19 protein-coding genes are annotated in these 18,401 nt (G+C 59.0%); 4 read left to right on the top strand and 15 right to left on the bottom strand.

Annotated features, from left to right (window positions below; translation table 11 throughout):
• Positions 1 to 36: 36 nt before the first annotated feature.
• Positions 37 to 273 carry a DUF2798 domain-containing protein gene (locus RA24_RS08675; RefSeq protein WP_039191021.1) on the top strand — a complete coding sequence of 79 codons (237 nt, stop codon included), beginning with the start codon at positions 37 to 39 and terminating at the stop codon, positions 271 to 273.
• A gap of 90 nt (positions 274 to 363) precedes the next feature.
• A complete protein-coding gene (locus tag RA24_RS08680) occupies positions 364 to 600 on the top strand; it encodes a DUF2798 domain-containing protein (protein ID WP_039191023.1) in 237 nt (78 codons plus the stop codon).
• 395 nt (positions 601 to 995) lie between these two features.
• Here the strand turns inward: RA24_RS08680 and polA are convergent, their stop codons facing one another.
• On the bottom strand, positions 996 to 3,803 hold the full coding sequence (polA, locus tag RA24_RS08685; RefSeq protein ID WP_039191025.1) for a DNA polymerase I: 2,808 nt from the start codon (positions 3,801 to 3,803) through the stop codon (positions 996 to 998).
• A gap of 175 nt (positions 3,804 to 3,978) precedes the next feature.
• On the opposite strand from polA, the gene RA24_RS08690 reads away from it, so the two are divergent.
• The gene (locus RA24_RS08690; RefSeq protein WP_039191027.1) at positions 3,979 to 4,344 is read left to right on the top strand and encodes a hypothetical protein; all 366 of its coding nucleotides are present in this window, start codon (positions 3,979 to 3,981) and stop codon (positions 4,342 to 4,344) included.
• Positions 4,345 to 4,356: 12 nt separating this feature from the next.
• On the opposite strand, the gene RA24_RS08695 is transcribed toward RA24_RS08690, so the two are convergent.
• Together RA24_RS08695 and RA24_RS08700 are read right to left on the bottom strand one after the other, a co-directional pair.
• Positions 4,357 to 4,842, bottom strand: a complete 486-nt coding sequence (locus RA24_RS08695; RefSeq protein WP_039191029.1) for a flavodoxin family protein — start codon at positions 4,840 to 4,842, stop codon at positions 4,357 to 4,359.
• Positions 4,843 to 4,885: 43 nt separating this feature from the next.
• Positions 4,886 to 5,068 carry a zinc-finger domain-containing protein gene (locus RA24_RS08700; RefSeq protein WP_039191030.1) on the bottom strand — a complete coding sequence of 61 codons (183 nt, stop codon included), beginning with the start codon at positions 5,066 to 5,068 and terminating at the stop codon, positions 4,886 to 4,888.
• A 71-nt stretch (positions 5,069 to 5,139) separates the two neighbouring features.
• Here RA24_RS08700 and RA24_RS08705 point away from each other — a divergent pair, with 71 nt between their 5' ends.
• Positions 5,140 to 6,069: an ABC transporter ATP-binding protein gene (locus RA24_RS08705; RefSeq protein WP_039191031.1), complete on the top strand. Its 930-nt coding sequence runs from the start codon at positions 5,140 to 5,142 to the stop codon at positions 6,067 to 6,069.
• 354 nt (positions 6,070 to 6,423) lie between these two features.
• Here RA24_RS08705 and RA24_RS08710 read toward each other — a convergent pair whose 3' ends face one another.
• The 12 genes from RA24_RS08710 to RA24_RS08765 form a co-directional block, all read right to left on the bottom strand.
• A complete protein-coding gene (locus tag RA24_RS08710; protein ID WP_241480921.1) occupies positions 6,424 to 7,278 on the bottom strand; it encodes a DMT family transporter in 855 nt (284 codons plus the stop codon).
• Positions 7,279 to 7,307: 29 nt separating this feature from the next.
• Entirely contained in the window at positions 7,308 to 7,646 is a 339-nt protein-coding gene (locus RA24_RS08715) for a tRNA-binding protein (protein ID WP_039191035.1), read from the bottom strand.
• An 11-nt stretch (positions 7,647 to 7,657) separates the two neighbouring features.
• Positions 7,658 to 8,722 carry a tartrate dehydrogenase gene (locus RA24_RS08720; protein ID WP_039191037.1) on the bottom strand — a complete coding sequence of 355 codons (1,065 nt, stop codon included), beginning with the start codon at positions 8,720 to 8,722 and terminating at the stop codon, positions 7,658 to 7,660.
• 12 nt (positions 8,723 to 8,734) lie between these two features.
• Positions 8,735 to 10,189, bottom strand: coding sequence for an NAD-dependent succinate-semialdehyde dehydrogenase (locus tag RA24_RS08725; protein ID WP_039191039.1), 1,455 nt, complete (start codon positions 10,187 to 10,189; stop codon positions 8,735 to 8,737).
• 122 nt (positions 10,190 to 10,311) lie between these two features.
• Positions 10,312 to 10,803 (bottom strand): Lrp/AsnC family transcriptional regulator, encoded by a 492-nt coding sequence (locus RA24_RS08730; protein WP_014873171.1) that lies wholly within the window; start codon positions 10,801 to 10,803, stop codon positions 10,312 to 10,314.
• A gap of 18 nt (positions 10,804 to 10,821) precedes the next feature.
• Entirely contained in the window at positions 10,822 to 11,544 is a 723-nt protein-coding gene (locus tag RA24_RS08735) for a haloacid dehalogenase type II (protein WP_039191042.1), read from the bottom strand.
• Between the two features lie 3 nt (positions 11,545 to 11,547).
• Complete coding sequence (locus RA24_RS08740) at positions 11,548 to 12,903, bottom strand: aminotransferase class III-fold pyridoxal phosphate-dependent enzyme (protein ID WP_039191044.1); 1,356 nt, start codon at positions 12,901 to 12,903, stop codon at positions 11,548 to 11,550.
• 125 nt (positions 12,904 to 13,028) lie between these two features.
• A complete protein-coding gene (locus RA24_RS08745; protein ID WP_039191046.1) occupies positions 13,029 to 13,655 on the bottom strand; it encodes a TetR/AcrR family transcriptional regulator in 627 nt (208 codons plus the stop codon).
• 3 nt (positions 13,656 to 13,658) lie between these two features.
• Entirely contained in the window at positions 13,659 to 14,969 is a 1,311-nt protein-coding gene (locus RA24_RS08750; RefSeq protein ID WP_039191048.1) for a TRAP transporter large permease, read from the bottom strand.
• 2 nt (positions 14,970 to 14,971) lie between these two features.
• The gene (locus tag RA24_RS08755; RefSeq protein WP_039191050.1) at positions 14,972 to 15,466 is read right to left on the bottom strand and encodes a TRAP transporter small permease; all 495 of its coding nucleotides are present in this window, start codon (positions 15,464 to 15,466) and stop codon (positions 14,972 to 14,974) included.
• Between the two features lie 54 nt (positions 15,467 to 15,520).
• Positions 15,521 to 16,519: a TRAP transporter substrate-binding protein gene (locus tag RA24_RS08760; RefSeq protein ID WP_039191051.1), complete on the bottom strand. Its 999-nt coding sequence runs from the start codon at positions 16,517 to 16,519 to the stop codon at positions 15,521 to 15,523.
• Positions 16,520 to 16,556: 37 nt separating this feature from the next.
• A complete protein-coding gene (locus RA24_RS08765; protein WP_039191127.1) occupies positions 16,557 to 17,678 on the bottom strand; it encodes a M24 family metallopeptidase in 1,122 nt (373 codons plus the stop codon).
• Positions 17,679 to 18,401: the final 723 nt, after the last annotated feature.

An 18,401-nucleotide genomic window follows, 5' to 3' on the forward strand; every position in this document is an offset into this window, starting at 1 on the left:
CGGCAGCACCCCGTATCCGCTGCCAAGGAGGCTGCCATGATCCCCGCCCGCTTTGCCCCGCTTCTGTCCGGCTTCCTGATGTCGCTGATGATGTCCTCGATCGTGTCGGGCATCTCCACCCTGCGGGTTGCCGGCGCAGGCGAGGGCTTTGCCGCCGCCTGGCTCACCGCCTGGGCCTACAGCTGGCCGGTGGCTTTTCCGGTTGTGCTGATGGTGGCACCGCTGGTGCGCCGGATCGTGGCTATCGCCATCCGCCCGCCGGATGCGGCATGATGCCCGCGGCAGGCTGGAATACACATTCGTGAATTGAAATGTGTAATCCAGCAAGGCATAAGATGCCGTAACATTAAAAGGACCCCGCCCATGCTCCCCGCCCGTTTTGCACCCGTGCTGTTCAGCCTGATCCTGTCGGGGATGATGTCCTTCATCGTGACCGGCGTCGCCACCTGGAAGGCGCTGGGTTTCGGCACAGGGTTCGGCGGCGCCTGGATGCAGGCCTGGAGCCTGAGCTGGCCGATTGCCTTCGCTGTCGCCTTCACCGCCGCACCCTTGGTGCGCAGGCTGGTCGCGAAACTAGTCAAAGAGCCGGCCAGCAACTGAGACCGGGCGCTATGAGGGCAGGGGAAACTCCCGCCCGCTGCAAGCAGCATCAAAGATGCCGCAGCAGCCGTTGGGCGTGGCGCCGCTGGCGCGGCGCAAGGGTTTTGCTGAGAAGCCCCTCACGGGCAGGTCTGCCCTTGAGGGGCGTTGCCGATTGTTTTCAGGCGGGCCGCGTCAAGGGCAAGCCGCGCTGACCGCGCGGAGACCTTAGGCTCCGCCCGTTCACAAGCGAAACGCTCCCCCAGAGCGTTTCCAGGAAGCTTGTTCACTCCCTTGACCCGGTGAGGCGAGGGCGCGGCGCAATCCGCGCCGCGCCAGCGGCGCCATGCCCAACGGGATGAGATCGCCAGTTCGAAGCCGGGCGGGAGCGTCCCGCCGGCTTTGCGGGGCGGTTCTTAGTGCGCTTCGGCCCAATTGGAACCGCGGCCTGCGTCCACCACCAGTTTCACATCCAGATGCACCGCCGGATCGGCGGCGTTCTCCATCACCTGGCGGGCGGTTTCGATGGTCTCCTCCACCGCCGCCTCCGGCACCTCAAACAGCAGTTCGTCGTGCACCTGCAACAGCATCCGCGCGGGCAGATGGGCAATTGCCTCCGGCATCCGGATCATCGCCCGGCGGATCACGTCTGCCGCGGTGCCCTGGATCGGCGCGTTGATCGCCGCGCGCTTGGCAAAGCCCGCCTTCGGCCCCTTGGCGTTGATCTCCGCGGTGTGGATTTTGCGCCCGAACAGGGTCTGGACGTATCCGTGCTCCTTGGCGAACTCCACCGTCGAATCCATATACTTGCGGATGCCCGGGAAGCGCTCGAAATAGCGGTCAATGAACCCCTGGGCATCCTTGCGCGGAATGCGCAGGTTGCGCGCAAGGCCAAAGCCCGAGATGCCGTAGATCACACCAAAGTTGATCGCCTTGGCCTGACGGCGGATTTCCGGCGTCATCTCCTCCAGCGGCACCTCGAACATCTCGGACGCGGTCATCGCGTGAATGTCGACGCCTTCGGCAAAGGCCTGCTTTAGCGCGTCGATTCCGGCCATATGCGCCAGAATGCGCAACTCGATCTGGCTGTAGTCGAGCGACAGCAGAACATTGCCCTCTTCCGCCACAAAGGCCTCGCGGATGCGGCGGCCTTCCTCGGTGCGCACCGGAATGTTCTGCAGGTTCGGATCGGTGGAGGCCATGCGGCCGGTGCTCGCCCCGGTCTGGGCATAAGACGTATGCACCCGGCCGGTGTCCGGGTTGATGTGGTCCTGCAGCGCATCGGTGTAGGTCGACTTCAGCTTGGACAGCTGCCGCCAGTCCAGCACCCGCGCGGGCAGGTCGTGTTCGGTTGCCAGATCCTCCAGGATATCCGCCCCGGTGGCATAGGCGCCTGTTTTGCCCTTCTTGCCACCTTCCAGCCCCATCTTGTCAAACAGGATCTCGCCCAGCTGCTTGGGCGAGCCGACGTTGAAGGTCTCCCCCGCCAGCTCGTGGATTTCGGCTTCTAAGCCAGCCATCTTCTGGGCAAAGGCATTGGACATGCGCGAGAGCGTGTCGCGGTCCACCTTGATGCCGTTGCGCTCCATATCCGCCAGCACCGGCACCAGCGGCCGTTCCAGCGTCTCGTAGACCGTTGTCACCCGTTCCTGGTGCAGCTGCGGCTTGAAGACCTGCCACAGGCGCAGGGTGATGTCGGCGTCTTCCGCCGCATAAGGCACCGCGTCCTCGATCGGCACCCGGTCAAAGGTGATCGCCGATTTGCCGCTGCCCAAGAGCGGCTTGATCGGGATCGGCGTGTGATCCAGATAGCGTTCGGACAGCGCATCCATGCCATGCCCGTGCATGCCGGCATGCAGCGCATAGGACATCAGCATGGTGTCATCCACCGGCGCCACATCCACGCCGTAGCGGTGCAGGATCTTGGCGTCGTATTTCATGTTCTGGCCGATTTTCATGATCGCCGGGTCTTCCAGAACCGGTTTCAGCATGGCGACCGCTTCCTCCAGCGGCATCTGCCCCTCGGACAGCCCATCGCCGCCGAACAGATCATCGCCCCCGGCCTTATGCGCCAGCGGGATATAGCAGGCCTCACCCGCCTCCACACACAGCGAGATGCCGACCAGATCGACGACCATTTCATCCAGGCCGGTGGTCTCGGTATCCACCGCCACCCAGCCGCGCTCGCGGATGCGGTCAACCCAGACCTGCAGCGCCGCTGCGTCGCGGACGCATTCGTATTTCTCCTTGTCGAACGGCACCGCCTCCGGCGCCGCTGCCGCACTGGCCGCCGCTGCGGCGGGGGCTTCCGGGATCGCCGGCGCCTCCATGCCCAGCTGATCGGCCATGCGCTTGGACAGTGTGCGGAACTCCATCTCAGACAGGAAGGTCAGCAGAGTCTCCGCGTCCGGCTCCTTCACTTCCAGATCGTCCAGGGTGAAGTCCAGCTCCATATTGCAGTCGAGCTGCACCAGCTTCTTCGACAGCTCGATCTGGTCGCGCTTCTCGATCAGCGTCTGGCGGCGCTTGGGCTGCTTGATCTCTTCGGCGCGGTCCAGAAGCTCTTCCAAAGAGCCGAATTCGTTGATCAGCAGCGCGGCGGTCTTGATCCCGATCCCCGGCGCCCCCGGCACGTTGTCAACCGAGTCGCCAGCCAGCGCCTGCACATCCACCACCCGGTCGGGGCCGACACCGAATTTCTCCACCACGCCGTCGCTGTCGATGCGCTTGTTCTTCATCGCGTCCAGCATCTCGACGCCGCCGCCGACCAGCTGCATCAGGTCCTTGTCCGACGAAATGATCGTCACCCGCCCGCCTGCATCGCGCGCCTGATGCGCCAGGGTTGCGATGATGTCGTCGGCCTCGAAGCCTTCGATCTCCTTGCAGGCGATGTTGAAGGCGCGGGTGGCGTCGCGGGTCAGCGGGAACTGCGGCACCAGATCCTCCGGCGCCGGCGGGCGGTTGGCCTTGTACAAATCGTACATCTCGTTGCGGAAGGACTTGCCGGAATAGTCGAAAATCACCGCCACATGGGTCGGCGCATCCGGGCCCTTGTTGTCCTCCACCTGCTTGAACAGCATGTTGCAGAAGCCCGCCACGGCGCCGATCGGCAGCCCGTCGGACTTGCGCGTGAGCGGCGGCAGCGCGTGATAGGCGCGGAAGATGAAGGCCGAGCCGTCGATCAGATGCAGATGGCAGCCCTTGCCGAATTGTGTTCCGCTCATTGTGCTGCTCCCCGGTTCATTCGCGCATGGTGGTTTGGACAGTGTTATTCAGTATCCAGCCGCCTTCCGCAATCGCCCTGTTGCCCTCTGCTGCCAGCATTCCAGCCACGCAGATGTGATCCGCCCCGGCGTCCGCGCGATTGCGTGACCGCTGCAACCGCAGCTAACTGGGGCGATGCAACGGTTTGCCCTGTTTTCCCTGTTCCTGCTTCTGGCCGCCTGCCGCGAGGACGCCTGGATGCTGTCTGCTGACGAAATGCAGGCTCTCTTGGAGCAGGACCGCAAGATCGCCTTCACCCGGCTGGCGTTTTCCGGCACGGCGGTCCTGCGGACTGACGGCACCTTTGAGGTCACAATCCCGCGGCTGGGAGAGGACACCGGCACCTGGCGGCTGGACGGCGACCGGATCTGCAGCCGCTGGGCAGAGTTCCGCAAAGGGCAGGACCTGTGCGCCCTGGCCGGTGAGCTGCCCGACGGCACCTACCGCAGCTTTCTTGCCGACTCCGGCACCCGGCTGGGCGATTTCTGGTTCATTGATTGATCCGGCCCTGGGTCAAAACACCCCCATTGCCAGCCCCGCGCCCAGTGCCAGCCCCAGCTCGCGGCAGGCCTCAAGCTGATCCTCAGGGATCACTTTTTCTGCCAGAATGGCCTCCGGCGTCTGCGCGTGGGTGCAGATAATCAGCGGCTTCTGCACCTCTTTCAGGCGCCAGCCGGTGGCAATCCGCGCGCATTGCCGCGCCGCGTTTTCGCCGTCGGAGCCGGCACAGACCATCTGCGCATAAGGCCGCCCCTCGATCTGTCCCAGCACCGGGTAATAGCAGCGGTCAAAGAACTCTTTCATCTGGCCGGACAGCGCCGCCAGATTCTCCGGTGCGCAGAAGATATAGCCGTCCACTGCCAGCAGATCCTCCGGCCCGGCATCTTCGGCCCGCTTCAAAACGGTCTCGACCTCATCGCGTGCGGCCTCAAACGCGGCCTCCGCCATCCGGCGGCTGCCGCCAGTGCGTGAGTGGTAGACGATCAGAAGCTGTGCCATCAGCCGCAGCCTGCGCCGTCAGAACCGAGGCCGCAAGACCGGATCACTCCGCCGCCTTGGCCGCGTCCTCGTAGATGAACTTGCAGTCGCAATAGGGGCATTCGACCCAGCCCTGCTCCTCCGGGATCTGCAGATAGACCCGCGGATGCCCCAGCGCGCCCTCGCTGCCGTCGCAGGCCACCTTGCGGCTGTTCACGGTCCTGGTTTCCGGCGCTTCGATGCTCATGGCTGGCAGTCCTTTCACTTTTCGGCTAGGCGCTTTTATGAGCCAAGGAAAAACCGGGGGCAAGTGCGGCGATGAGTGCGGACGCAATCCAGATCAAAGCTTTGCGCAAAATCTACAAGGGCCATAAGGGCCAGCCGGAGAAACACGCGCTGAAGGGCGTTGACCTGACGGTGCCGCGCGGTTCTGTCTTTGGCCTCCTGGGGCCGAACGGCGCAGGCAAATCGACGATGATCAACATCCTCGCAGGCCTCGTGCGCAAGACCTCCGGCTCAGTCTCGATCTGGGGCTTCGACCAGGACGCAAACCCGCGCCAGAGCCGCGCTGCAATCGGCGTGATGCCGCAGGAGCTGAACCTGGATCCGTTCTTCACCCCGCGCGGCGCGCTGGAGGTGCAGGCCGGCCTTTACGGCGTGCCCAAGCACGAGCGCCACAGCGACGAAATCCTGCGGATGATCGGGCTCACGGACAAGGCAGAGGCCTATGCCCGCACCCTGTCAGGCGGCATGCGGCGGCGGCTGCTGCTGGGCAAGGCGCTGGTCCACCGCCCCTCGGTGCTGGTGCTGGACGAACCCACCGCGGGCGTCGACATAGAGCTGCGCCAGATGCTGTGGCAGAACATCCGCAAGCTGAACGCGCAAGGCATGACCATCATCCTCACCACCCATTACCTGGAGGAGGCCGAGGAGATGTGCGACGAGATCGCCATCATCAACCAGGGCGAGGTGGTGGCGCGCGACAGCAAATCCAGCCTGCTGGGCCGGCTCGACGCCAAAACCATGGTGGTGCAGCCCGCGGTGCCGGTCACGGTGCTGCCGCAAGGAGACGGCATCGAGGCCGAGCTGCGCGAAGACGGCGCCGTCGCGCTGCGCTACCGCAGCCGGACGACCAGCGCCGAAGAGGTGCTGGCCGCGGTCCACGCGGCGGGCATCAGCATCCGCGACGTCAAGACCGAGGAAGCGGACCTGGAGGATGTGTTCCTGTCGCTGACCAAGGCAGGGTAAGGGGCACCTCTGCCTGGTGACTGCCGGGCGGACAGACCGCGCTTTCGCTGCAAACTGTCCCAATGGCGGCAAACTGCGCATTGCTTCTGCGGCCTTCCACTAAAGGGGAGGAGGCGGACGTTCTCTACTTTCAGCATTTACGGCAGCTTCAACTAACCGCGCTGCAGCGCCGTTAGCATTCTGCAAACCGCAGAAACCCGAGCGGCAATCAGAGAGTAAACTCAGAAAAGCAGGATTGCGGTACCTACAGAGATCAAAACAAAAAGACAAAAGCCCCAACAAAGCAGAATTTTTAATCTTCGTGAGACGAGCAGCATGTTCAGAGGCAAGTGCGGACGTCGTTCCATTTTCCTGTCACCGGGACTCAGTTTCAATAGCGCCCTTTGTCGAACCTTTTGATCCGGTGTGAACCACGATCCCGCCCACAGTGATGAAAGCTATCGCAGCGAAGATTTCCCAGCCTGGCTGGCCCAACCCGAGCGCGAGCATGAGTATGGTAGAGAATACCGGAGCTGAGTACCCCAGGACGCCAAGCAGAGCAGCATGACCCTGACGCATACCCAGATCCCAAAGAAAAAACGCTCCGCCGGCAGGACCCAGGCCAAGCGCTGAGATGACCCAAACATCCGAGGTGTTCAGCGTCGGCAGGTTCGCACCCTTTGTTATCCACCAAAGGCCGCAAATAAGAGACGACGCAAAGCAGATTGTCGTCATTGCAGAGATAGCGTCTGACTGATCATGGCGGCGAAGGTTTGAGAACAGCGCCCAGAGAATTGCTCCAACAAAGGCAAGACCGTACCCGAAGGTCTCAGATAGCTGGAGCGCAAACCCATCTTTGCCTATCAGGATTAACACCCCGGCAAAACCAAGCGCGGCTCCAATGTAACCCGAGAACCCGCTGTGCAGTTGGAAGAACAAGTTGCCAAGAATGATCAGGCAAGCAGGCCATAGGTAATTGATCAGCGACACCGGGATCGGCGCCGCATGATGGAAGGCTTCCAGATAGGCCAAATGGTAGGCGGCCAAAAGCCCGGCAAACAGGATGGTGCGCCGGTCTAGCAGACGCAAAGGCTTCCGGCCCGTAACGGCACATATTGCAAGCCCCATGCCCGCTGCGATCGCAAAGCAGAACGTCAAGACCAGATAGGGCGGCAGGGAGGCTGAAAAGGCGCCAAGAACCCCCAATGTGCCCCAAGAAAGAATGGCCAAAGTGCCCAATCCTGTGTGCCTGGCTGACATCAGAAGACCTCGCTTCCCAGAACCGCGTCATGCGAGGGTTGCAGCAGGATAGTCTCACCTGCCTCGTTCGGGACACCCATAACAAGGATTTCAGATTTGAAACCTGCAATGTTGCGCGGCGGCATGTTGACGATGCAAACGACATGACGTCCGAGCAGCTCTTCCTCGGAGTAATTCTTGATCTGAGCGCTGGACCAGCGCTGACCCAGCTCACCAAAATTAACACAAACCTTGTAAGAGGGGTTGCGGGCGCGGGCGAAGTCCTTGACCTCGACGATCTTGCCCAGGCGCATTTCCACCTTGGCGAAGTCGTCATAGTCGATCTCTTCTTTTTTCATTTCTTTGTTCCTTACGACAGAGCTTCCAGGATGGCGGCTTCGGACCCGGAAGTATCAGCGGTACCGCCGAGGTCCCGGGTCTTGGTTTCAGATCGCTCCAGCGACGTCTCGATAGCGCGTTCGATTTCTGCGGCGGCCTCGGCCTCGCCTAAGTGCTCCAGCATCATTGCTGCCGTCCACACTGCGGCAACGGGGTTGGCCACGCCCTTGCCGGCGATATCGGGAGCGGACCCGTGAACCGGTTCAAACATCGAGGGATACTTGCCCTCAGGATTGATGTTGGCAGAGGGCGCAATACCGATTGAGCCAGCGACAGCCGGCCCCAGGTCGGACAGGATGTCGCCAAAAAGGTTCGAGGCCACAACCACGTCGAACCAATCCGGATGAAGGACAAAATTCGCGGTCATGATGTCGATATGAAACTGGGCCGTACCGATACCCGGATGACGCTCTGCGGCGGCGGCAAAACGCTCGTCCCAGAACGGCATTGTGTGAATGATACCGTTCGACTTGGTGGCAGAGGACACATGTTTGCGTTTTCGGGTTTTTGCCACGTTGAACGCATAGTCCATGATCCGGTCCGTGCCGCGCCGGGTCAGGATGCTTTCCTGAATGGCGGCCTCGTTTTCCGTGCCTTGATAGACGCGTCCGCCGATCTCGGAGTATTCCCCTTCGACGTTTTCGCGCACGATGACCATGTCGATGTCATCCGCACCGCGCCCTGCCAGGGGCGAGCTGATGCCCTTCAGCAGGCGCACGGGACGGACATTGGCATACTGATCCAATTCGCGGCGCAGTGGGATCAACAGACCCCAAAGCGACACGTGATCCGGAACGCCGGGGAAGCCAACAGCCCCCAGGTAGATGCTGTCAAATGCCTTCATCTGCTCGATGCCATCTTCGGGCATCATCCGGCCCGTCTCGTGATAGCGTTCGCAGGACCAGTCGAATTCGGTCCAGTCCACAGTGAAGTTGTGCTTCTGCGCCACAAGGTCAATGACGCGCTGACCGACCGGCAGAACCTCTTTGCCGATCCCGTCTCCTGGGATGGCAGCGATATGATATGTTTTTGTCATAGCCAGGTTTCCTTACGCAATGCCGCCGATGTGCAGGGTTTTGACTTCCAGGTATTCATCGATACCCTGATGCGCACCCTCACGGCCCAGACCGCTTTCCTTGATGCCGCCAAAGGGCGCGACCTCAGTGGCGAAGCCTCCAACATTGATACCAATCATGCCGGTTTCCAGCTCTTCGCTGACACGGAACGTACGGGTCAGATCGTTAGTATAGAAATAGGCTGCCAGCCCGTATGGAGTGGCATTGGCCGCTGCAAGCGCTTCACTTTCCGTTTCGAATTTGAAGAGAGGCGCAACGGGGCCAAATGTCTCTTCGTCGGCCACAAGCATGTCTGAAGTCACGCCGGTGACAACCGCTGGGCTGATGAAGCGGGTGCTTGTGTCTTCCTGCGTCCCTCCGACAAGGACAGTGCCGCCTTTTGCGGTGGCATCATCAAGGTGGGACTTGATTTTGCAGACGGCCGCTGCGTTGATCATGGGGCCGATTTCGACACCATCGGCAAAACCGTCTCCCAGCTTCATGCCGCCCACCACGGCTGCCAGCTTCTCAGCGAAAGCATCATAGACGCCGGCCTGGACAAAGATCCGGTTGGCACAGACGCAGGTCTGCCCGCCATTGCGAAACTTCGAGGCCATGACACCTTCGACAGCAAGATCCAGATCGGCATCGTCGAAGATGATGAAAGGGGCGTTTCCACCCAGCTCCAAGCTCAGGCGTTTCATAGTGCCTGCGCATTGCTCCATCAGCAGCTTGCCCACGCGAGTGGAGCCGGTGAAGGACAGCTTGCGCACGGCAGGGCTGCCGGTTAGTGCGCCGCCGACACCGGCAGGATCCCCTGTGACAATATTGACCGCCCCGGCGGGAAAGCCTGCCCGCTCAGCCAGAACGCCCAGAGCGAGGGCTGTGAAAGGTGTGAACTCCGAGGGCTTGATGACCACTGGGCATCCAGCGGCCAGAGCCGGGGCAATTTTCCGAGTGATCATCGCCGCCGGGAAATTCCAGGGTGTGATGATTGCACAGACGCCGACAGGCTGTTTCTGAACAATGATACGACGGTCCTGAACCGGGCTGGGGATGGTTTCGCCATAGACGCGTTTACCCTCTTCGGCGAACCATTTCACGAAAGATGCGGCATAGGCGATTTCGCCTTTGGCTTCAGCGAAAGGTTTGCCCTGTTCCAGGGTCATGAGCGTAGCCAGGTCATCCTGAGCTTCCATGATCAGGTTGAACCACTTCTCCAGCAGCGCGCCACGATGTGCTGCTGTGGTTTTGCGGAAGGTCGCAAAGCAAGCCTCGGCGGCTGCAATTGCGCGGTCCGTTTCGCCGGAACTGCAGTTCGGCACAGTGCCGACAACAGAAAGTGTTGAGGGGTTGTCAACTTCGATCGTCGCGCCGTTGTCGGCGTTGATCCATTGTCCTGCGACCAGATTTTGCTGTCGAAACAGAGTGATGTCTTGAAGGTTCATATTTTCCAACTCCAGCAGTTGGAAAAATCCTATCGGGTTTCTGAGGGTGGAAATCTTGAATTTGCCAGCCGGGCGGCAATCTGTGCTGAATTGAGCGATGCTTCAGCATTTTGTGCTGAGGCTTAGTCCCGGTCAACCAGGTCCTGAATTGGCACGCTGTGCTTTTCGACAACCGGCTTTATCACGATATAGGAGAAATACTTATCGATGCCGAGGTTCCGCTCCAGAAGATCTTCCATGATCTCCTGATACTGTGACACACCGCGCGCGACAAACTTCAACAGGTAGTCGTACCCCCCGCTCAGCAAGTAGCAATCCACTACGTTGTCATGCTTGCGGATTTCGTTCTCGAACCGCACGAAGTCCTTGCGGCGGTGGTCAGCAAGTGTGACTTCGGTGAAAACCGTTACGTGCTCAGCCAGTTTCTTGAGGTTGATGACGGCCCGGTAATTCTGGATGTAGCCCGCTTTCTCAAGCCGCTTCACCCTTTGCAGGCAGGGGCTGGGAGACAAGCCCACAGCCTCTGCCAAATTCACATTGGTAATGTTGCCCTGCGTCTGCAGGGTGGAAAGAATATTGATGTCGATCCGGTCGAGCTTCGGCGTCCCCACCATATTCTTTCCTCCCGTTTCTTAGCCCGCCAACTCTGCCTGATGGGCCTTTGCCATGTCCATCATGCTGTTGAATTGGAAGTTATATTTCGGCATCTCGCCAGGGTTCATGGTAGCACCAAAACCTTCCTGGTCGTGGCGGCGGTAGATCCAGCAATTGGCCAGCCCGTATTTGTTGGCGGGTGCGTGGTCGTGGAACATGCTTTCAGCGGTATGCAGAATTTCGTTCTTCTGAATGCCCTGACGCGCGAGCATTTCGAGCATGTAGTCGAAATTGCGGTCGAACGGCTTGTAGCTGCCCACGTCCTCTGCGGTGTAGACGCCGTCGAAATGCACACCCAGGCGAGTGTTGGCCCCCGAGAAGGTGAGGTTGTCAGTGTTGGTCAGTACCACCAGTTTGAAGTGTTTCTTCAGGTAGGTCAGAGCCTCGATGGTATCGTCGAAAGCCGGCCAGTGACGCGCTGACCTTCCGTAGGCCTCACATTCTTCCCAGGTGACTTCGACGCCCCATTCCTCCGCCAGGCGGCGGTACACCACGGGCAGCAGCTCGTAATACTTCTTCGAGGGGGTGTAACGCTGCGTTGTGCTTTCGTAGAAGGCGTGGGCCTCAAGAATGTCGTCGCGCGTCAGGCTGCGGCTCACTCGGTCCGTCAGGGGTTTCAAGCCGGTGACCATTCCGGTTTCCCAGTCGAGCAAGGTGCCATAGACGTCAAAGGTCAATGCTTTGAAATCGCTCAGTTTCATGTCTTATCCTTTCAGATCCAGAAGGGTGTTCAGGGTCGCACGAAGACGGGTAATCAGCAGATCCACCTCAGTCTCAGTGATGCAGATGGGCGGGGCAAGGCCGATCACGTCATCCGCAAATGCGCGGAAAATGACGCCGTTTTCGTAGCCTGCTGTGGCAAGGCGGGCGGCAACGTTCATTTCCTTGGCTGGTTTCGCCTTAGTGGATTTGTCAGTGACGATTTCCACAGCTGCCAGCAGTCCCTTGGCCCGGACATCACCGACCAGCGGATGATCCAGCAGGGTTTTCAGCTGTGCCTCGAAGTAGGCGCCAACCTTCTTCGAGTTTTCGATCATACCGCCTTCGTAGAGCTTGATGACCTCGAGAGCGACAGCTGCGCTGACAGGATGCCCCGAATAGGTGAAACCGTGCCCAAACGGCACGCCTTCCGGCGCGGCATCAGCAATGGTCTGATAGACGCCATCCGAAACAAACACCGCACCCATAGGCGCATAGCCCGAGGTCAGGCCTTTGGCGGTTGTCAGGAAATCAGGCGTCAGCCCTTCGTGCTCGCAGCCGAACATCGGCCCGGTCCGGCCAAAGCCCGTGATGACTTCATCCACTATGAACAGGATGCCCAGCTCGCGGCAGGTGTCCTGCATCGCCTTGGCATAACCTTCCGGCGGCACGATCACACCGCCTGAGCCCTGGACCAGTTCCATGATGAACGCAGCGGTGTTTTCCGCGCCAAGCTTGGCCACCTTGGCTTTCAGGTTGGCTACGCCCTGGGCAATGATGTCCGCGTCAGAGAGTGCGTCGTTGCGATACGGATAGGGCGATGCAATGTGGTGCTGCCATTGCATCGGCAGGTCGAACTTGTCGTGAAACACCGGCAGCGCGGTCAGCCCGGCACCGTTTGAGCTGGAGCCATGGTAGCCCTTTTCCAGCGCAATAAAGTGCTTTTTGCTGCTTTCGCCACGGGCATTGAAGTAGTAGCGCACCATACGGATCACGGTATCCACTGCATCCGAGCCGCCCAGGGTAAAGAACACGTGGTCCAGATCGCCAGGAGACAACTCGGCGAGCTTGGCCGCCAGTTCAATTGCCGGCTCGCTGCCAAAGTGAAAATACCCGGTTGCATAGGGCAGCCGCTGCATTTGTTCAGTGGCAGCAGCGACCACATTCTCATGGCCGTACCCTGCGTTCACGCACCACAGGCCTGCAAAGCCGTCGAGCAGTTCATTGCCTTCTGAATCGGTCAGGAACACCCCTTTGCCGGACTGCATGACAGTGACACCACGTTCCTCATGGGCCCGGATAGGCACAACAGGATGGAAGTAATGGGCGCGGTCTTTTTCGATAAGAGAATTGGAGAGCATCGGTTTCTTTCCCGTATGAGCTTTCTATCGAGGGTAAGGGAAACCGGCGGAAGGAAAGTGCGTTTTGCAGCCGGGAACGGCATTTTCAGCCGTCATTTTCAGTTTGGCAGCATTTTGTGCTGCGGCTACCACGCTGTCTTTGCAGGGATTAAAGTGGATCGTGCTCTGAGAAGCCAGTTTTGCAGCATATCCTGGAAGTATGCCGGATCATCGCGCCATTGGCTTTGGAATGCCATGCCGCGAACAAGGCACATGAATTCGTTCATCATGGCTTGCCGAATGTCTGCGCGGCAGCCGAACGCCGCGAGTTCGACGTGCCAGACGTCATTAAGCGCCTCATTGAATTTTTGGGATTCTGCGGCGACATAGGTCAGCTCGGTTTCATCCACACGGGCTTCGGACAAGTAATCCATGGACACCTGAAAAATTCCGCTTTGGTACCTTTCCCAGATGTATTCGGTCAGTGCCTTCAGGCGGTTCTGGCCAGGTTGCAGTGTCCGGGTGAAACTGCGTAAAAGATATGCCTCCTTGCGAAGCATCTCGGCATAGGCTGCCTGGATCAGTTCCCTGCGTGAGGGGAAGTGGTGCAGCATCGCTCCGCGCGAAACATTGGCCTGGCGGGCGATGTCCTGTGTTGATGTGTGCGCCAGTCCCCGATCAACGATCAGGAACTGTGCTGCTTCCAAAATTCGGGCCTGGGTTGCCGCGGATCTCTCGGCCTGTGTTCGCCTTGGTTTTCTGGCAGCCTTCATCCTTCAGCCTGCCAGGAACGCCGGGAGCCAAAGAGCGATTTGCGGAAAGACGACCATCAGTAGGACGGCAAAACACATCAACAGGAAGAAAGGGATAGCGTAAAGAGCCACCTTGTGGATCGGCACGCCGGAGAAACCCTGTATGACGAACAGGTTGAAACCGACCGGTGGTGTCATCTGGCCCAGCTCGATCATGATCACGAGGAAAATGCCGTACCAGATCGGATCAAAACCGGCGGCGACAACGACGGGCAATGTGATTGGCAGGCTCATCACAATGATCGAAATTCCATCCAGGAAGAACCCGAGCAGAATGTAGAAAAGCGCCAGGGACGCGATCAGGATATAGGGAGACAGGTTCAGGGCATCGATCGCTACGGCGATATTGCGCGGGATGTGCATGTAGCCGATGGCGGACGACAGAAAGGCTGCGCACATCAGGATCGCACAGACCATGCAGGAAGTTTTGAGCGCATTGATCAGCGATTCCGCCAGCATTGTGCGTGACAATTGCCGGCTGAACGCTGCGAAACAAAGTGCAGCGAAGACACCGATGGCTGCTGCTTCAGACGGTGTTGCCCATCCGGTGTAGATCGACCCCAGAACTACAAGGATAAGGCCAAAAACCGGAGCAAGGTTGCCCAGAATAGCACTTGGGCGCGCATCTTCCTTGCTGATCGTGTCTTTAGGTGCCAGCGATGGGGTGACCGCGCATCTTGCAGCCAGATAGACAGCATAAAATGCTGCGATCATGACGCCTGGAACCACACCTGCGATAAAGAGCTTTGCAATCGAAACCTCGGCCAGAACCCCGTAGATGATCAGGACAATGGAGGGGGGAATGAGGAGACCAAGGCTTCCGGCACCAGCAAGGGAGCCAAGCGCGAGGCTTTGAGAATATCCACGCTGGTTCAGCTCATTTGTGGTGATCCGGCCGACAGTGGCAGTCGTCGCCGCGCTGGATCCGGAAACGGCGGCAAAGAGAGCTGACCCTAAAACATTGGTGTGCAGCAGTCCTCCAGGGATTTTGGAAACGAGCGGAGAGAGGCCTTTATAGAGCCGTTCGGAAATGTCCGTCCGGAACATGATTTCCCCCATCCAGATGAACATCGGAACAGCGGCGAGTTCCCAAGAGGAGGCGCTGCGCACAATGATCCGGCTGGCAATCGCTCCGATCTTGTCAGGCGGGAAGCCCATAAAGGCCAAAAGTGAGACTGCCGCAGCAGTGGCAAGGGCAAGAAAAACCCACATTCCAGAAGCCAGGATAGCAAGCAGCAGGATGAAGACGGCAAGTGCAGTGGTAACGGGGTCCATGGTTAGCTCTCCTGTGTCTTAGAGATGAAGGGGCGGATGGCGAGGGCCGACAATTGCAGCACCAGCAGGCAAGCGCCGGCAAAGACAATGGCATCCGGTATCCAAAGGGGAACTTCGGCGACGCTTTCGCTGACTGCGCCCCGCTTCCAGTTCTTGCTGAGGTTGCGCCAAAGGAATGTGCAGAAGTACGCACCTAGGCCTGCAGCACAGGCAGCCACTATGAATTCGATCGCTTGCTTAATTCTATACGGGAGCCTGAGAGTGAGCAGGTTCACCTGGATCATGCCTCCATCCCGGAGTGTCCAAGACAGCGACAGGAAGGTGATAGACAGAACCGCAAAGCCAATGAACTCATCCAGGACGTGGGTCGACGTATCGAACAAAGTCCTCATGACGGTTTCCAGCAGGATGTGTGAAACGGCGTAGATGAGGATGGCGCCCGCGCAAATCAGGGCGGAAAAGGACAAGGCATCAATCGCACGCAGAAGAAGTCGCATGGTATTCTCCGGGATCGCCGGTGGCATCTGGGGACGCCACCGGCTTACTGAGTGTTATTGAGCTTTCGCTGCATTGAAGGCGTTAATCAGGGCTTGACCCCGGTCGCCGGCGGTTTCCAGCCAGTCGTTCAGTGCAGCTTCCCCTGCTGCTTGCAGGGCAGTCCGGTAGGCGTCGTCATCTGATGTGACCACCGATACTTTGTTCTCGGCCAGCTGACCGTAAGTTGCTGCAAGACGATCCGGGATGGCTGCCCAGTTCTGATCGCGGGTTTCGGCGGCTGCTTCGAGGACAGCAGCCTGCTGCTCTGCACTGAGACCATCGAAGATGTCCTTCGAGATGTGGACGAAGTTCAGAGGGATCGCATAGTTGTAGATCTCGGTGAACGTATCGAAGTGTTCCCAAAAGCTGCCTGAAACGCCGCCCTCAGCTGACGTCAGGACTGCATCAATTGCTCCGGTCGAGATCGAAGGAACAACGTCAGCCCAGGACAGGCGAACTGCAGCCGCGCCCAGTTCGTTAAGAGCTGTGGTGCCATTCTTGTCATAGGTTCGGATCTTCAGACCCGCCAATGCATCTGTGGAATTCTTCGGGTCACGGGCCCAAATGCCCGACGGCGGCCAGGGAGAGGCATAAAGCAGGATCTGGTCGTTCTCTTCGAAGACCTTTTTGAACTCGGGTTCAGCCACTTTGTACAGCAATTCCGCCTCTTCCACCGTGGTTACGAAGAACGGCAGGGAAGAGATCAAGAACAGCGGATCAATGCCGCCAAGCGCGCCGCCATAGGTGTCGGCGATTTCAAGGGCCCCTTCGCCCACGGCGTCAAAGTGATCGGCCGACTTGTAGCCGAGGGCGCCGCCATAGTGGACAACGACTTCGACAGACCCGCCGGTTTTTTCGGCGACCAATGAGGCAAAGCGCGCATCGCCAACCCCATGGATAGAAGTGGCCGAATACTCATTGGAAAGGTTCAGCGTGACATTCTCCGCGATTGCAGCGGTGCCAGTGACAGCGAACGAAAGTGCCGCCACGCTTGCGAGAAGCATGTGTTTCATTTGGTTTCTCCTTGTTGGTTTGGTTTTGTTTTGGACGTCAGCTGCCCAGAGTCATTGACGCGATGTCATGGGGCATGTCGGTCAGCAGCTCGTAGCCGTCCGGGGTGATCAGAACGGTATCCGAGTGGCGGAACCCGCCTTGGCCACGCCAGTAGATGCCCGGCTCGATGCTGATCACCATGTTCTCCTGCAGGATGTCGTCACTGCCTTCGGCAACCCAGGGGCCTTCGTGACCTCCCATGCCGATCCCATGCCCAGTGCGGTGCAGAAGATTGTTCCCAAAGCCCTCGGCGCGAAGAAACTCCATCACCTTGTGGTCGACTTCGTGGCAGCTGACGCCCGGGCGCAAAGCTGCGAAGCCAATCCTTCCGGCCTCGACCATGGTGATGAAGACCTCGGCATCTTCTTTGCGGGGAGAGGTCACAAAGAAGGTGCGTTCAGTTTCCGCGGAATAGCCATTCACACGCAGGAAAGAGAGGCCGACATTCGGCCCTTCGATCAGGGTGTCCGAGGGCTCTGGAAAGCGGTGCGGCTGGGCACTGTAGGGTGCGGCCCAAATGCCCTGCCAGATGTTTGAAATGTAGGGGTCAAGATACCCCTCTTTTTGCGCGATCTCCTCCCGCAACAGGCTGTTAGCCTTGTCCGTGTCTGCGATGCGGCCACCGTGGCAGGCCAAGTCCATCGCAAGCTGCAGGCCTCGGTCGGAATACTTCGCCGCCTTGCGGATAGCAGCAACCTCGTAAGAGCTTTTGACCATGCGAAGCTGTTCGACAAAAGGCAGGACCTGAGGCGACCAGTTGGAAAGCGCCACCAGAAGCTCGCCGGTGATCGACATCTCGACGCCGATGTTTGCATCGGCGGGCAGCACAGATTGCAGCGCTTCGATGTAGCTGCCGCCGGCCGGTGCGGGATAGTCAATGTATTCAACGATCCGGTGCGGCACAGCGATAGTCGCCATGTTCTCGGCTTCGATCCTGGGCGTTAGAAAGACCGGTTGGTTCCCAGGACGGACGACAATGAAGAACGGCCGTTCAAAGGGCTCGTATCGGAAACCAGTGAAGTAAAAGATGCTGTCTTTCGTCGAAATCAGAAAGGCGTCCAGGCCTGCCTTCTTGATTTTCTCTTCGAGAGCGGAGAAGCGATTTTGGTGTTCGAGCATGGTCTTCCTCAACTAACAATCAGGACTGACTGTTTATTTATTGAGACCTGTTCTACCCGGCGTTTTCTGCTCTTCTTGACGGGGTTTCAGCACAGGATGCTCTGAGGACGCCTTTTGCCAGCACAATCTGTTTTTGTCCCGGCGTGCGGGAACAATTGGCAACTCGTGACCGAGCTCTGCCTTAGTCCAAGGCTAAAGTGGAAGTTTGGCTCCTTTGTGCCAAACTTGATCCTCCAAAACTATGAAAGCCGGCGGTTAAGCCGGCTCTCAAAAGGTGTGTCTCGGGGTATCAGTGTTGGTACACTTCGCGGAAGAAGTCATGCCAGCGAAGCGACAACCATTGCTCCGATTACGGCGAGGCCAGCTGCAACAAACCCGAAAAGTTCCGCGGTGTCCTTGAGGTCCTTAGTCATTTTGGTCTCCTATGAATGATCTTGGCAAGCTCTGACGTTGAGCTTGGGGGATCTTTTAAGCTATTGCTTTTGCTTAATAAACATTCAATTCATCATCCCCGATATGCCAGCTGCGCATGCCTTGAGAGAGTGAATTTCGTTACACTCTCCTTTGGCGGAATCTTGTGCTGCAACCATGGTGGTTGGAAGCAAAATCTGCGGGAGCTCTCCACCAAGGCCTCTTTGGAACACTTCTGAACTCAAAGGCTCATTTCCGGGATTCGCTGCCGCTAATGGAAGAGTCGAAAGGCGGAGAAGACAAACAGGCCGC

The sequence above is a fragment of the Leisingera sp. ANG-M6 genome (assembly GCF_000813905.1).
GTDB lineage: Bacteria > Pseudomonadota > Alphaproteobacteria > Rhodobacterales > Rhodobacteraceae > Leisingera.